Below are 15,493 nucleotides of genomic sequence, written 5' to 3'. Positions count from 1 at the left end.
GCAAACACGCGTGAGGCGTTGCGGCGGGCCATTGTGGTTGTAGGCACATTATTGTCGGCCGACAGACAGATCGATGATATCGAACAAGGCAAATTTGTGCAATGCAACAATATTCGCATTCAGTGTACGCAAATTGTCACGGCATCATGCTAACGGCGATGCTGCTCCGCCGCTATCAGGGCTTGCCTGAACCTCAAGCTCCGTCGCGCGGATGCCGTTATGCGCCGGATGGCCGGTCGCCTGCGCCATCTCCTGCTCGTGCTTCATCAGGTTCAGTCCGGTGTGCACGAGCGCCACGTGGGAGAACGCCTGCGGAAAATTGCCGACGAGACGTTTATCGACCGGGTCGTACTCCTCGGACAGCAGGCCGACGTCGTTGCACAGCGCGAGCAGCCGCTCGTACATCTCGGTTGCTTCCTGCACGCGCCCCTGCAGCGCAAGGTTATCCACCATCCAGAACGAACAAGCAAGAAAGGTGCCTTCCCCCGGTGGCAAGCCGTCGTCGTATTCCGTGGTGCGGTAGCGCAGCACGAAGCCGCCGTGCATCAGGTCCCGCTCGATGGCCTCGACCGTGCCCTTGATGCGCGGATCCTGCGGCGGCAGGAACGCGACCAGCGGCATCAGCAGCACGCTCGCGTCGAGCTGATCGCTGCCATAGTACTGTGAGAACGCGTTGAGCTCCGGATTCCATGCCTTCTCGCAGACCTCGGCGTGAATCGTGTCGCGCGTCGCGCGCCATTCGTCGAGGGGGCCGTCGAGCTTGAACATTTCGGCCGAGCGGATCGCGCGGTCGAACGCGACCCACGCCATCACCTTCGAGAACGTGAAATGCTCGGGGCCGCCGCGCGTCTCCCAGATGCCTTCGTCGGGTTCGCGCCAGATCTTGGTCAGGTGCTCCAGCATCGCGCGCTGCACGCTCCACGCGGTGACGTCCGCCTGCAGGCCGCCGACGCGCGCGAGATGCAGCGCGTTCATCACCTCGCCGTAGACGTCAAGCTGACGCTGCCCGACCGCGTTGTTGCCGATGCGCACCGGTTTCGCGCCCTCGTAGCCGGGCAGCCAGTCGATTTCGGATTCGGGCAGGCGTCGCTCGCCGCCGATGCCGTACATGATCTGCAACTGGTCCGGCGCGCCCGCCATCACGCGGCCGAGCCAGCTGCGCCAGGCGCGCGCTTCGTCGTAGTAGCCGCCGCGCATCATCGCGAGCAGCGTGATGGTCGCGTCGCGCAGCCAGCAGTAGCGGTAGTCCCAGTTGCGCGTGCCGCCGAGCCGCTCGGGCAGCGACGTGGTGGGCGCCGCGACGATGCCGCCGGTCGGCTCGTAGGCGAGCGCGCGCAGCGTGATCAGCGAGCGGCGGATCGGCCCGGCCCAGCGTCCTTCGACGGTGCCGCGCGCCGCCCATTCGAGCCAGTGGTTCTCGGTGCGCGCGAGCGACGTGTGCGGATCGCGCGCGGGCGGAATGCGCAGATGCGACGCCGCGTACGCGAGCGAGAAAGGCACGCGCTCGCCCTCGGTTACCGTGAATTCCGCGACGGTCTTCATGTCTTCGCCGTGCAGCTCGACCGGCGTGCGCAGCACCGCGTTGTCGGGGCCGACGATCGCCTTGATGCCGCTGTCGTGCTTGAGCTTGTCGACCCACGGAATCGAGAAGCCGTAGTCGAAGCGCAGCACGAGTTCCATCTTCATGCGCACGGTGCCGCGCTTGCCGACGACGATGCGGATCAGCTCAGACCAGCCGTTGCCGGGCGGCATGAAATCGATCAGCGTGACGGCGCCGTCGGGCGTTTCGAAGTCGGTTTCGAGGATCAGCGTTTCGCCTCGATAGCGCCGCGTGATGGTCGGCGCGGCATGCTCGCCCTCGGTGGCGGGGGCGAGCAGCCAACGGCCGTTGTCGGGCGTGCCGAGCAGCGCGGCGAAGCAGGCGCCCGAGTCGAAGCGCGGCCAGCAGAGCCAGTCGACGGAACCCTCGCGGGAGATGAGCGCGGCGGTATGGCCATCGCCGATGAGTGCGTAGTCTTCGATGTATGCAGGCATGGAAAGCGTGTCGGAAAACGAGTCGTTATTACGGACGGCGACAGCAGCCGAGCTTCGAGGGGGTGTTATTACCGGACCATGATCGGCAGTGTTTGGTTCACCGCACAGTACGGCAAAACGCGGGTTGGAAAATTGTCAAATCCATGCATACAATCAAATTTCATGCCGATGTCCGGCGAGCTGCCGGACTGCGAATCGGCCTTGCTCATGGCGCATGCAGACGCCGTTTCCGAGGACGAAAGCCATGCTGAACCCTTCGAAATCCGATTGCATCACGATTCTCTCGGCCGCCAGCCAGCTTGCCGGCGACTCCATGCTGCCGCTCGATCATGGCCGGCTCGGCCTGAGCCGCAACGACTTGCTGGCTGCCGCCTCCTTCCTGGTCGAGCGGGCCTGCTTCCGGCGCTATCAGCAGGATGCCGATCATTATGCGGTCGGCGCGCTGTCGTTGCAGGGGCGCCTGCGGCTCGAACAGCTGGCGAACGGTTGAGCGCTAGGGCCGAGCGTTCGTAGCGCAGGTTCCTGGCGTATCCGCGCCGGCCATTCGCCGCATCCCTTCGCACCGCGCCTTTGCATCTCCTATCCGTCTCTTCACGCTGGGTCGCGTCAGGTCGATCCCGTGGCGCGGGCGGTCGCGCGCGTCCATCTTGCGCGCGATGCCCGCTTCCCGCATATGTCACGGCGTGACATTTGCCGCGCTCTCACACGGGCGAGTGGCACTGGCACCCAGCGAACCTTCCCTTCGTGCGAAACCACCTCGATACCGGACGCAAATCTCACGCCCGGCGTCGCGGCGCCTGCCGCTCACAGATGCGACGAGCCCACGCCGAAGATCCCGATGATGCCGATGATGATCAGGTAAAGCGCGACGATGTAGTTCAACAGGCGCGGCATGATCAGGATCAGGATGCCGGCGATCAGCGAAACGAGCGGGCCCAGGCTGAGAGTGACGTTCATGGAGACTCCGTGGTTGAGACGCGTGATGCGCGATTGAGAAAACGATTGAAAAACGTCCCGCCGCGCGGGACCAGAGCCGCCGGCGCAGACCGTGCCGCCGCGGTGGATTCACTGCATGATCCGACCCAACGCTTTTATACTGACTTCGACAACAACAACGTGGAACGACGCTCGATTCGCGGCGCGGCAGACCAGACACCGTTGCAACCGCTCGTACCCCGGCTCATACGCGAGCCCGTACCAGACAATCGATGTCGAGGAGGTCTCATGCTTCACAGTCGCCGTGCCGTCGGGCGTATTGCCGTACGCCCAGTTCCGACTTCCGTTTTTACTTCTGCTCTTGCGAGTGTTGCCTTTCAGGGTTCCCGTCCGCTTGGCGCTGACCGCGCCGCTCCATCTGCCGCGGATTGCACGGCGGAAAGCATCGCCCGGCGCGCAACGCGGCCAACGCGGTTGCGGGCCGCCCGTTCGATAATAAGAGGTTTCGCGCTCATGGTTTCGATTGTTGCTTCGCACGCGGATGCGCAAGATTCTGGCCCGGTCCCCGCGGACGGCGTCTATACGATGCTGGTCGGTACTTACACCAGCGGCAGGAGCGAGGGCATCTACGTCTTTCGCTTCGATACGAAGACCGGCGCGGCGACCCAGGTGTCGGTCGCGCAGACGGTCAATCCGTCGTTTCTGGTCGTGAGCCGCGACCGCCGCTTCGTCTATTCGGTCAACGAACTGCCCGGTGACAACGGCCCGGCCACGCAGCGCGGCGGCATCAGCGCGTTCGGCTTCGATGCCGCGCGCGGGCAGCTGACGTTTCTGAACAAGGTGTCGTCGGACGGCAATGATCCGTGCTATCTGAGCATCTCGGCGGACGGCAGGTATCTGCTGACCGCGAACTATTCGGTCGCGCCCGATCCGGGCGGCAGTTTCGCGGTGTTTCCGCTGCAGGCGAACGGCCAAGTCGGCACCTCGGTGCAGACCGTGCATCACGAGGGCGGCGGTCCGGTGAAAGGGCGGCAGGACAACTCGCACGTGCATTCGACCGTGTTCTCGCCTGACGGCCGCTATCTGTTCGCGCAGGACCTCGGCGCCGACAAGCTGTACTCGTACCGCTACGCGCCGCAGAGCAGCGCCGGCGCGGGCCCATTCGTCGCGACGGACTGGGGCTACACGCAGCAGAAGGCCGGCACGGGTCCGCGCCATCTGATCTTTGGCGCGGACGGCAAGCACGCATATCTGACGAGCGAACTCGCGGCGACCGTCAGCACGTTCGACTACCACGACGGCAGGCTGAAGCTCGTGCAGACGCTGCCATTGAGCGAGCCTGACTTCAAGGGGAAGGTGGGCGCGGCGGCGATCCATATGTCGCCGGACGGACGCTTCGTGTATGCATCCAATCGCGGCGACGCGAACGAGATCGTGATCTTCTCGGTCGATCCCGCCACTGGACACCTGAAGCAGATCGGCCGGCAGTCGAGCCTCGGCAAATCGCCGCGCGAGTTCACCATCGATCCGACCGGCAACTGGCTGATCGTCGGCAATCAGCTGAGCGACACGGTCTATGTGTTCAAGCGCGATCCGCAGACGGGGCTGCTCGATCCGAATCCGAAGCAGCATTTCGACCTCGGCTCGCCAGTCGACTTCAAGCTGGTATCACCGTCGTGATGCGCGGCATGCGCGGGTAAATGAAAAACGGACAGCTCACACCGTGAGGCTGTCCGTTTTTTCTTCCGGATCATCGCCGACCCGGTTAGCGATTCACCGTGCGCTCATTCCGCCGGTCCCGGCGCCAGCACTTCGCGGCTGCCGTTGATGCTCATCGCCGACACGAGGCCGGCCGTCTCCATCTGCTCGACGAGCCGCGCCGCGCGGTTATAGCCGATGCGCAACTGCCGCTGCACCGACGAGATCGACGCGCGCCGCGTGCGTACGACGAATGCGACCGCTTCGTCGTACAGCGGATCGGCTTCCGCATCCGGCGCTTCGCCGAACAGGTCCTGGGCCGCGCCGCCATCGGCAGCCGGGCCGTCGAGAATGCCTTCCTCGTATTGCGGCTCGCCGAACTGCTTCAGATATTCGACGATCGCATGCACTTCCTCGTCGGCGACGAACGCGCCGTGCACGCGCTGCGGGTAGCCGGTGCCCGGCGGCAGAAACAGCATGTCGCCCTGGCCGAGCAGCGACTCGGCGCCCATCTGGTCGAGAATCGTGCGCGAGTCGATCTTCGACGATACCTGGAACGCGACGCGCGTCGGAATGTTCGCCTTGATGAGACCGGTGATGACGTCGACGGACGGCCGCTGCGTCGCGAGGATCAGGTGGATGCCGGCCGCGCGCGCCTTCTGCGCGAGCCGCGCGATCAGCTCTTCGATTTTCTTGCCGGCGACCATCATCAGGTCGGCGAGCTCGTCGATCACGACGACGATCAGCGGCAGCGGCGCGAGCGGCTCGGGCGCATCGGGCGTCAGCGAGAACGGGTTGCCGAGCTTCTTGCCCTTCGCCTCGGTGTCGCGGATCTTCTGGTTGAAGCCGGCGAGATTGCGCACACCGACGGCCGACATCAGCCGGTAGCGCTTTTCCATTTCGCCGACGCACCAGTTCAGCGCGTTGGCCGCGAGCTTCATGTCGGTGACGACCGGCGCGAGCAGATGCGGAATGCCTTCGTAGACCGAAAGTTCGAGCATCTTCGGGTCGATCATGATCAGGCGCACTTCCTCTGGCGTCGCCTTGAACAGCAGCGAGCAGATCATCGCGTTGATCGCGACCGATTTGCCCGAGCCGGTCGTGCCGGCCACCAGCATGTGCGGCGCCTTCGCGAGATCGGCGATGACTGGATGGCCGGTGATGTCCTTGCCCATCGCAAGCGTGAGTTGCGAGTGCGAGTTCTGGTAGACGCTCGCCTCGAGAATTTCCGAGAGGCGGATCGTTTGGCGCTTCGCGTTCGGCAGTTCGAGGCCCATGCAGGTCTTGCCCGGAATCGTTTCGACCACGCGGATCGACGTGAGACCGAGACCGCGCGACAGGTCCTTCATCAGACCGACGATCTGGCTGCCGCGCACGCCGAGCGCCGGTTCGACTTCGAAGCGTGTGATGACCGGACCCGCCGATGCGCCGACCACCGTCACCGGCACCTTGAATTCCTGCAGGCGCTGCTCGATCAGCTGGCCGGTTTCGCGGAGCTTTTCGTCCGGGATCGGTTCGATGTCGGCATCGGCGGGGGCGAGCAGATCGAGCGTCGGCAGTTCGACCATCGATGCGGCCGGCGCATGGAACTCGAAGCCGTTGACCGGCGCGTGGCCGGGCAGCGGCGGGCGGGCGGCGGGCTCGGCAGTGGGTTGATCGGCGGATTGGACCTGCGGTTGCGGTGTTAGCGCGGGTGAAGACGACGAAGTGGGTGACGGCGTGGGCGACGATTCGACGGCCGGCGCGTTCGCGACAGGCGTTGCGCTTGCGCCGACCGAAGGCTCGATGCTGGTCGCCGGCGCGGCGAAGCCCGGGAAACGGACTACGTTCGAGACGACGGCCGGTGCGGTTGCCGGCATAGCGAGGTTCGCCGCACTCGAAGAAGTGGACGACGGCGAGTCGTTTGCGGGCTCGTTCACAGCGAGCAGGGCAGGGGCGTGCGACGTCGCGGGCACACTTGACTGCGCACTTTCGCTCGCGAGCTCCGAGACCGCCGCGCCGGACCACGGGGGCATGCTTGCGCTCGACGGCGCGGCGGCCTCCGTCTGCGGCGAGTCCGCCGATGCGGCCGCGCGTTGAGCCGCGGCGGGGCCGAGCTTGCTCTCCCAAGGCACGAGCGTCTTGTCGATGACGATTTCGGCTGCCGGAGCCAGCGCTTGCAAAGGCGTCGCGGTGTCGGCGGTGGCCGGTTCGACGGTTCGCGCGGATTCCTCCCTCTGCGACGCCGGGACGCTGGTGTTTGTTGCCGTCTGCGTCGAATCGTTTTGGACCGCCGGTGCGTCTTCTTGCGAAGCATCGTCCCGGAGGCCGGCTGCGAAGCGCTCGAATGGCGTCGCCGTCGGCGGCTCGTGTTGCGGCGCGCTTGCGGCGGGTTCCGTGGCGGCAGGCTCAGCCACAGCGGATGCCGATGGTTCGACAACCGCGGATTCGACAGCCGCAGCAGCCACCTCGGTCACCGACTCGATTGCAGTCGTCGTCTGCGGCGCAACCGTAAGCGGCGCATGAATGACGGGCGGTTCGGTCGGCCATTGCGCAACCGCTTCGTTGCCGCCCTCGACCGACCTCTCGGACTCGGCCACCGCACGCCCAGCCGGCAACTCGACTGGTGCGGCTTCTTGCTGCGACTGCGCCGGCGACACCATCCGCGCCGAACTCCCCACGCTCTGCGCCTGCGGCGCCGCAACCGTCTCGCCGTTTTCGACAGGCAGCACGTCCCGCTGCGCCGGTGGCACATCGAACGTCGTCGACGCACGCTCTGCATCGCCAATCTTCGCGCCATCGGCGCCGCGGCTGCGCGCCAGGCTCACACCGGCCATGTCGGTCCAGCGCGCGGCGTTTTCCGCGATGGTGCGCAGCGTTTCCTCGACGCTCGCGGGCGGCGCGACCGTCGACGCGTTCGTCGTCGTTCCAGTGAAGTTCGGTGTAGGCCGGCGCACGGTCGACGGCAAGGTCACGCCGTTGGCGCGCGAAGCGGCCGGGAACGGTTGACGCGGGGTCGCGCCGCGATTGAGCGGCGCGCTGCCGTCGTCCGGACGTGGCAGCGACGACGGGCGGCTTGCGCGACCCGCGGCATTCATCGATCCCGCCGCCATGCCTATACCGGCGCCCGACGCGGCCGCGCGGCCCGCCATTGCCTGTGCCGCTCGCGCCGACACGCCGGCCGCGTTGGCGGCCGTCGCCGCCAACGCGGCACTGGAGCCGAACGACGCGGCCGCACGCTGATCTCCGACCGGGCGCCGCCCGGCCTGCGCAGCGCCATCACGAGCCGGCATGCCCGATGCGGCCGATGAACCCGCCGCACCCAGCGATGCCGCCGCCGTCGCCGCGCGCGGCTCCGTCGTGCGCAGCCAGCCGGCCGGCGCGATCGGCTCGGTCGGCACGAATGGTGCGGCGGATCTGTCCGCAGCCTTGCCCGCATGCAGCGCCTGCGTTGCCGTCGACATTGCCGCGGGCGGCGACGCGCTCGACCCCGTGCGTAACACCGGCTCGGTCTGCTTGACCGGCCCGCGCGCCGCGTCAGCGGCCGCATCGGCTCGCCAGCTTGCGCCGGCGCCACGGGCGGAAGCGTCCTTGCTACCCGCGATGCCAGCGGCCGCGTTGCCGGCAGCAGCGGCGGAGCCCGCGCCGCGCCCGCTCGCGGGCGGACGCCACACAGTCGGCCGCGCGTAGCGACCCTTGCTATTGCGCGGCGCCATCATGTTGGTAGCGGGCGACACATGCGACGGCGCGCCGTCGTCGACGCTGCGGTGGCGGCGCGCATCCTCGTCGCGCTTCGCGAGTCCCCGCGACAGACCGAGGCCGAACGCGCCGTCGGCCCAAACGGCGACGTCGCTCCAGCGGAAGTCGACGAGCCACGGCAGGCTGATCACGAGCAGCGCGAGCGCCGCGAGCGGCGTGCCGACATGGCCGAGCAGATGTCCAAGCGCCGCGGCGAGCGCATGACCGAAACCATTGATGCCGGCGATGCCGATCAGCGAGCCCTCGAGCGTGCAACTCGCGATCAGCACGCAGACGAAGCCGAGCCACAGCCGGATCGTGCCGGGGCCGCGCAGACCCGCGCCGCCCGGCAGCATCGACTTCACGAGGCGCCACAAAAGAGGAATGAACCAGACGGCCGACCCGCCGAACCAGCCGAAAACTACCGTGTGCATACCAGACATCTACGAATGACGGAGCGCGCGCAAGCGCAATCCGTCGAGTTTAAACGGCGCAGCGCGCGGCTTCGAAGGCCGGCGCGAATCCCGAACGCGGCGCTGACTCGCATCACTTGTCGCTGCGATCGAACATCAGGGTGTCGCCGTTGTCGAGGATCAACTGCATCTGTTGCGGCGCTCGCATCTGCACGCCGGTGCGATCGATGCGCTCGAGCGCGTCGAGGAACGGCTTCTCGATGTCGCCGCCCGGCGAGACGCACGCCATGCGTGTGCCGGCGAGGGAACCGAAGCTCAGCTTGCCGTCCTTCAGGATGTACGAACCCATGAAGCGGTTGCAGCCGGAAAAGCCGCTCGCGTGACGCCGGCCGCCTTCGGTCGACAACGTCAGCGTGAGCGGCTTCTGATCCGCCGACGGCACCGCGCGCGCCGTGCCGTCGGCGTTCTTCCACGAGCTCAGCACCCAGCTGGTGTCGTCGAGCAGTTGCGCGGCGGCGGGATTGAACGGATCAGGCGGCGCCGCCGACGCGTCCGGATGCTTCGGCATCGCGCAGGCACCGAGCAGCGCGGCGATGCTCAACGCGGCGACGGCGGTGCGCAGGCACGGAGTAAAGCGCGCAAGACGTCGCGGGCGGGAGCGGATGAGCATGGCGTCGTTCCTGTTCAAACTGGCGAAGGCGTAAGGGTAACGTACTAAGCTTGTCGTGCGCGAGCGATGCTCGCGGTGACGTGATCGCGGCTGCGAACGTCGACGCGGCGGCACGGTTCCGCTCGACTGCCACGGCCTCGCGAGCGCACCCAAAGCGCACCCTGAGCGCCGCGCGGCAAGGGGCCCGCATGTTAACATCGCGGTCTATCCAATCCCACCCTCATCCCGACTTTTATCTGGAGTTCCCATGCAGATCGGCCAACGGATCGGCACCCCCCTTTCTGAATCCGCGACGCGCGTGATGTTGCTCGGCGCCGGCGAGCTCGGCAAGGAAGTGATCATCGCGCTGCAACGGCTGGGCGTCGAAGTGATCGCGGTCGACCGTTACCCGAACGCGCCGGGCCATCAGGTCGCGCATCGCGCGCACGTGATCGACATGACCGACCGCGCCGCGCTGCGCGCGCTGGTCGAGCAGGAGCGCCCGCATCTGATCGTCCCCGAAATCGAGGCGATCGCCACCGACGAGCTCGCCGCGATCGAAGCCGAGGCGCTCGCCGAGGTGATCCCGACCGCGCGTGCCACCCAATTGACGATGAACCGCGAAGGCATCCGCCGCCTCGCTGCGGAAGAGCTTGGTCTCCCGACCTCGCCGTACGCATTCGCCGATTCGCTCGAAGAGCTGCGCGCGGGCATCGCGAAGGTCGGCTATCCGTGCGTCGTGAAGCCGGTGATGTCGTCGTCGGGCAAGGGGCAGTCGGTGCTGCGCGGCGACGCCGACGTCGAACCCGCCTGGCAGTACGCGATGGCGGGCGGCCGCGTGCATTTCGGGCGCGTGATCGTCGAGGGTTTCATCGACTTCGAATATGAGATCACGCAGCTCACCGTGCGCGCGATCGACCCGGCGAGCGGCGCGGTCGGCACGTATTTCTGCGATCCGATCGGCCACGTGCAGGTCGCGGGCGACTATGTCGAATCGTGGCAGCCGCAGCCGATGAGCCCGCTCGCGCTCGAGCGTTCGCGCGAGATCGCGCACAAGGTGACGGCGGCGCTCGGCGGCAGAGGCCTCTTTGGCGTGGAACTTTTCGTGCGCGGCGACGACGTATGGTTTTCGGAAGTCAGCCCGCGTCCGCATGACACGGGGCTCGTCACGCTGTGCTCGCAGCGCTTCTCGGAGTTCGAACTGCATGCGCGCGCGATCCTCGGCCTGCCGGTCGATACGTCGCCGCGTGCTCCGGGCGCGTCGGCGGTGATCTACGGCGGTCGCGACGAGGCCGGCATCGCGTTCGAAGGCGTCGCGGCCGCACTTGCGGTGCCCAATGCGGATCTGCGCCTGTTCGGAAAGCCGGAAAGCTTCGTCAAACGTCGCATGGGCGTCGCGCTCGCGACCGGCGAGAACATCGGGCAAGCGCGCTCGCGTGCCAGCCAGGCGGCGGCCGCGGTGCGGCCGGTGTCGGCGAAGTAGCGGGCAGGCGGCGACGCGTGGCGCAAAAGTGTGCGGGACGCACACGAAAGAGCCCGCGGCATTTGTTTCCGGCTTATCGAAGCAAAGAGATCAGAGGATCGTATGGCGCTTGAATCGCGCAGCAATCCATGGCGCGGCGCGCTTCGCCGGGTCGGCACTCTCGCCGTGGCGTTCGCGCTGTGCGCCGGCATCAGCGGCTGCGGGCTCGCGGCCGCGCCGTGCCGGATCGCTTCGGCGGGACTGAAGATCGTGCCGGTGGTCGGCCACGTCGCCGCTGCGCCGACCGATGCGTGTGCCGACGTGATCGATCCTTGAAGCGTCGTTGAGCTGTCCGTGAATCGCCCATGAGCGGCCTGTGACTCGGCCGTGACTCGGCGTCGCGGCCGGTGTTGCCCTCCCTGCCTGACCCCCCGCAACAATCGAGGTGTTCGATGAAGACATGGCGTGTTGCAATCCTCACGGCGGCAGCATCGACGGTGGCCTGGCTGGCGGCATCTTCCGGCGGCGCATCGGCCGCGCCGTTGCAGTTCAAGCACTTCGAGGGCAAGAACCACCAGACGCGCAAATACACCTGCGCGACCGGCAAGATCCTGCAAGTCACATACTGGAACGCGCGGAACGGCCAGAGCTTCGCCGTGCTGCCGGTGAAAGGCACGTCGATGCTGTTCGTCAACACGATCTCGGCGTCCGGTGCGAAGTACCGGGCTGGCAGCTATACGTGGTGGACCAAGGGTCCGCGCGCCAACCTGTACGACCTGACGAGCGGCGAGAACGCGCCGCCGATTCTCTCCGACTGCGTGACCGTGATTCGCTGATTTGCTGATTTGCTGATCGGCGGACACATCCACCTCATGCGGCGGCTTCATCCCTACCGCCGCCTGCTTCTTCTCGCGCCTGGCTTCCTGTCCCCCCGCGCGGCCTCGTCCGCTCGCGCGCATCGTTTCCGTTCGAGTAGTAAGCTGTCCGGCATGGCGTTCGCCATGCCGTTTGCCATGCCGCGCGCGCGGTGCCGTGTTTCGCGCGCAGCCGTCGTTGTCGTCTTCGATTGTCCGTTTCCCGAGTCATCAAGCGAGACCCTCAATGAAAGCATCGGACCTGTTCGTCAAATCGCTGGAAGCCGAAGGTGTCGAGTATGTGTTTGGCATCCCCGGTGAAGAAAATCTCGATCTGCTCGAGTCGCTGCGCCGCTCGAAAATCCGTCTGATCCTCACGCGCCACGAGCAGGCGGCCGGCTTCATGGCCGCCACCTACGGGCGGCTCACCGGCCGCACGGGAGTATGTCTGGCGACGCTCGGCCCCGGCGCGACCAACTTCGTGACCGCGGCCGCCTACGCGCAGCTAGGCGGGATGCCGATGCTGATGGTCACGGGCCAGAAGCCGATCAAGTCGAGCAAGCAGGGGCACTTCCAGATCGTCGACGTCGTGCGGATGATGGAGCCGCTCACCAAGTACACACGGCAGATCGTGTCGATCGGCAATATTCCGGCGACGGTGCGCGAGGCGGTGCGCCGCGCCGAGGAGGAGCGCCCGGGCGCCACGCACCTCGAATTGCCCGAGGACGTTGCGCACGAGGAGGGCGATGGCAAGCCGATTCCGAAGAGCTACAGCCGCCGCCCGGTCGCCGAGGAGAAGGCAGTCGCGCGCGCGGTCGAGGCGATCACCGCCGCGAAGCATCCGCTGCTGATGATCGGCGCGGGCGGCAACCGCAAGACCACGACGAAGATGCTGCGCGAGTTCGTCGACCAGATCGGCATTCCGTTTTTCACCACGCAGATGGGCAAGGGCGTGATCGACGAATCGCATCCGATGTGGCTCGGCAACGCGACGCTCTCCGACGGCGACTTCGTGCACCGCGCGATCGAGCACGCGGACTGCATCATCAACGTCGGTCACGACGTGATCGAAAAGCCGCCGTTTTTCATGCGCAGCGGCGAGGCGGGCGAGAAGACCGTGATCCACGTGAACTTCCTCGGCGCCGAAGTCGATCCGGTGTATTTCCCGCAGATCGAAGTGGTCGGCGATATCGCCAACGCGGTGTGGCAACTGAAGGAGAGCCTGAAGACGCGTCAGGAGCATTGGGATTTCACGCGTTTCAAGGAGATCAAGGAGCACTTCGAGGCGCACCTGGTGAAGGGCCAGCACGACGACCGCTTTCCGATGTACCCGGTGCGGATCGTCAACGACGTGTACGAGACCACGCCGGTCGACGGCATCGTGTGTCTGGATAACGGCATGTACAAGATCTGGTTCGCGCGCTACTACCGCGCGCACGAGCCGAATTCGCTGCTGCTCGACAACGCGCTGGCGTCGATGGGCGCGGGGCTGCCGTCGGCGATCGCGAGCAAGATCGTGCATCCGGAGCGCAAGGTGATCGCCGTGTGCGGCGACGGCGGCTTCATGATGAATTCGCAGGAGCTCGAAACGGCGGTGCGGCTGAAGCTCGATCTGGTGATCCTGATTCTGCGCGACGACGCGTTCGGCATGATCCGCTGGAAGCAGGAGAACATGAACTTCCCGGACTACGGCATGACGCTTGCGAACCCGGATTTCGTCGCCTATGCACAAAGTTATGGCGCGCAGGGTCATCGGATCGAGGCGGCCGAGCAGTTCGCGCCGCTGTTGCGCGAGTGCTTCGCGACGCCGGGCGTGCACGTGATCGACCTGCCGATCGACTATTCGGACAACGAGCGCGTGCTCAATCGCGAGATCAAGCGGCTGTCCGCGCGGCTTTGAGCTTGCGTGCATCGAATCAAGGAGAGTGCGACATGTTGCAGACAACCTATCCGTACTACCTCGCCAACGAACCTGTGGCGGCCAACACCGATCTCGAAGTCACCGACAAATTCAGCGGCGAAGTCGCCACCCGCGTCGCCATGGCCGACGCGGCCGCGATCGACAAGGCGATCGGTCTCGCGGTCGATGCGATGCCGGCCATGCGAGCGTACCCGCCGTTCAAGCGCCAGGCGGTGCTCGAGCACTGCGTGAAGCGCTTTCGCGAGCGCTACGACGAACTCGCGCTCGCGCTGTGCATCGAGGCGGGCAAGCCGATCAACGATTCGAAGGGCGAAGTCACGCGTCTGATCGACACGTTCAAGGTCGCCGCGGAAGAGAGCGTGCGTATCGACGGCGAGATCGTCAATCTGCAGATTTCGCCGCGTGCGAACGGGTATCACGGCTATGTGAAGCGCGTGCCGATCGGGCCGTGCTCGTTCATCTCGCCGTTCAATTTTCCGTTGAACCTGACCGCGCACAAGGTCGCGCCGGCGATCGCGGCCGGCGTGCCGTTCGTGCTGAAGCCGGCGAGCCGCACGCCGGTCGGTGCGCTGATCATGGGCGAAATTCTCGCGGAAACCGATCTGCCGAAGGGCGCGTTTTCGATTTTGCCCGCGCATCGCGACGGCGCCGACCTGTTCACGACCGACGAGCGCTTCAAGCTGCTGTCGTTCACCGGGTCGCCCGCGGTCGGCTGGGAGTTGAAGCGCAAAGCCGGCAAGAAGAAGGTGATTCTGGAGCTGGGCGGCAACGCGGCGGCGATCGTCGACGCTGACCAGGGCGGCAAGCTCGACTACGTGGTCGACCGGCTCGCGTTCGGCGCGTTCTATCAGTCGGGGCAGAGCTGCATCGGCGTGCAGCGGATTCTCGCGCACACGAGCGTATACGACGCGCTGCGCGAGAAGCTGATCGCGAAGACGAAGTCGCTCGTGATGGGCGATCCGAAGAACGAAAAGACCTTCGTCGGGCCGATGATCTCCGAATCGGAATCGAAACGGCTCGCCGGCTGGATGGAAGGGGCGGTGCAGGCGGGCGCGCAGATCGTCGCGGGCGGCAAGGTCGACGGCGCGATGTTCGAGGCGACGCTGCTGGAAGGCGTGAAGCGCGACACCGATCTGTATCGCAAGGAGGCGTTCGGGCCGGTTGCGATACTCGAGCGCTTCGACGATTTCGAGGCGGCGCTCGCGCAGGTCAACGACAGCGACTTCGGCCTGCAGGCCGGCGTGTTCACCGATTCGCTCGCGCATGCGCATCGCGCGTGGGACGCGCTCGAAGTGGGCGGCGTCGTGATCAACGACGTGCCGTCGTTCCGCGTCGACAACATGCCGTATGGCGGCGTCAAGGATTCGGGGCTCGGGCGCGAGGGCGTGCGCTACGCGATCGAGGATATGACGGAGCTGCGGCTGATGGTGATGCGCGAGACGTGGTGAGAGGCGATCTGACGTGAGCGGGGGCGGGCGACCGTTCGCAATTGGGGCCAGTGCGGGCGCGGGGACGGCTGACAAACGCCGCCCGCCGCCCGCCGCCCGCCGCCCGCGCAAAGCGCCAGGCTGTCACGCCACTGTCGTCTGTGCGCACTACGCTGCGACCGAAGCAACGGCCGCGAGCCGCCGGTCAGCCAGCCGTCACGAGCGTTTTTGCTGAAGTGCTACAATGCTCGGCTTTCGGCGGCTGTTTCCGCCAGCCGGAGCCGGCCGCATTAACCGAACTCAGACGGGTCTCGCGCGGAACGACGTGGCTCCGCCTTCATCATGATGCCCTCCGCGGTCCCGACCGCTGCCGCGCGCATCG

Annotated in this window: 11 protein-coding genes; 7 read left to right on the top strand and 4 right to left on the bottom strand. The window is 66.4% G+C overall.

From position 1 onward, the window contains the following. Positions 1-144: 144 nt before the first annotated feature. Positions 145-2,034, bottom strand: a complete 1,890-nt coding sequence (locus tag OKW45_RS27900; RefSeq protein ID WP_018419894.1) for a glycoside hydrolase family 15 protein — start codon at positions 2,032-2,034, stop codon at positions 145-147. A 244-nt stretch (positions 2,035-2,278) separates the two neighbouring features. Between OKW45_RS27900 and OKW45_RS27895 the strand changes: the two genes are divergently transcribed. Further along, positions 2,279-2,524, top strand: coding sequence for a hypothetical protein (locus tag OKW45_RS27895; protein ID WP_026225683.1), 246 nt, complete (start codon positions 2,279-2,281; stop codon positions 2,522-2,524). A gap of 314 nt (positions 2,525-2,838) precedes the next feature. On the opposite strand, the gene OKW45_RS27890 is transcribed toward OKW45_RS27895, so the two are convergent. Then, positions 2,839-2,991 carry a DUF3096 domain-containing protein gene (locus OKW45_RS27890; RefSeq protein WP_013088853.1) on the bottom strand — a complete coding sequence of 51 codons (153 nt, stop codon included), beginning with the start codon at positions 2,989-2,991 and terminating at the stop codon, positions 2,839-2,841. Positions 2,992-3,258: 267 nt separating this feature from the next. Here OKW45_RS27890 and OKW45_RS27885 point away from each other — a divergent pair, with 267 nt between their 5' ends. Further along, positions 3,259-4,650: a lactonase family protein gene (locus OKW45_RS27885; RefSeq protein ID WP_429472334.1), complete on the top strand. Its 1,392-nt coding sequence runs from the start codon at positions 3,259-3,261 to the stop codon at positions 4,648-4,650. Between the two features lie 104 nt (positions 4,651-4,754). Here the strand turns inward: OKW45_RS27885 and OKW45_RS27880 are convergent, their stop codons facing one another. Together OKW45_RS27880 and OKW45_RS27875 are read right to left on the bottom strand one after the other, a co-directional pair. Beyond that, positions 4,755-8,819 (bottom strand): FtsK/SpoIIIE family DNA translocase, encoded by a 4,065-nt coding sequence (locus OKW45_RS27880; protein ID WP_429472332.1) that lies wholly within the window; start codon positions 8,817-8,819, stop codon positions 4,755-4,757. Between the two features lie 112 nt (positions 8,820-8,931). Next, positions 8,932-9,468, bottom strand: coding sequence for an META domain-containing protein (locus tag OKW45_RS27875; RefSeq protein WP_429472330.1), 537 nt, complete (start codon positions 9,466-9,468; stop codon positions 8,932-8,934). A 247-nt stretch (positions 9,469-9,715) separates the two neighbouring features. On the opposite strand from OKW45_RS27875, the gene purT reads away from it, so the two are divergent. From purT to OKW45_RS27850, 5 genes are all read left to right on the top strand, one after another. Then, on the top strand, positions 9,716-10,930 hold the full coding sequence (gene purT, locus OKW45_RS27870; protein WP_429472328.1) for a formate-dependent phosphoribosylglycinamide formyltransferase: 1,215 nt from the start codon (positions 9,716-9,718) through the stop codon (positions 10,928-10,930). A gap of 102 nt (positions 10,931-11,032) precedes the next feature. Beyond that, a complete protein-coding gene (locus tag OKW45_RS27865; RefSeq protein WP_429472326.1) occupies positions 11,033-11,245 on the top strand; it encodes a DUF6726 family protein in 213 nt (70 codons plus the stop codon). A gap of 116 nt (positions 11,246-11,361) precedes the next feature. Next, positions 11,362-11,745 (top strand): MliC family protein, encoded by a 384-nt coding sequence (locus OKW45_RS27860; protein WP_429472324.1) that lies wholly within the window; start codon positions 11,362-11,364, stop codon positions 11,743-11,745. Positions 11,746-12,010: 265 nt separating this feature from the next. After that, entirely contained in the window at positions 12,011-13,663 is a 1,653-nt protein-coding gene (locus OKW45_RS27855) for an acetolactate synthase large subunit (RefSeq protein ID WP_184009636.1), read from the top strand. A gap of 32 nt (positions 13,664-13,695) precedes the next feature. Continuing rightward, complete coding sequence (locus OKW45_RS27850; RefSeq protein WP_018419904.1) at positions 13,696-15,132, top strand: aldehyde dehydrogenase family protein; 1,437 nt, start codon at positions 13,696-13,698, stop codon at positions 15,130-15,132. Positions 15,133-15,493: the final 361 nt, after the last annotated feature.

Source organism: Paraburkholderia lebeckiae, from assembly GCF_050436225.1.
Lineage (GTDB): Bacteria > Pseudomonadota > Gammaproteobacteria > Burkholderiales > Burkholderiaceae > Paraburkholderia > Paraburkholderia tuberum.
This window is presented reverse-complemented; position numbering and strand designations above follow the sequence as displayed.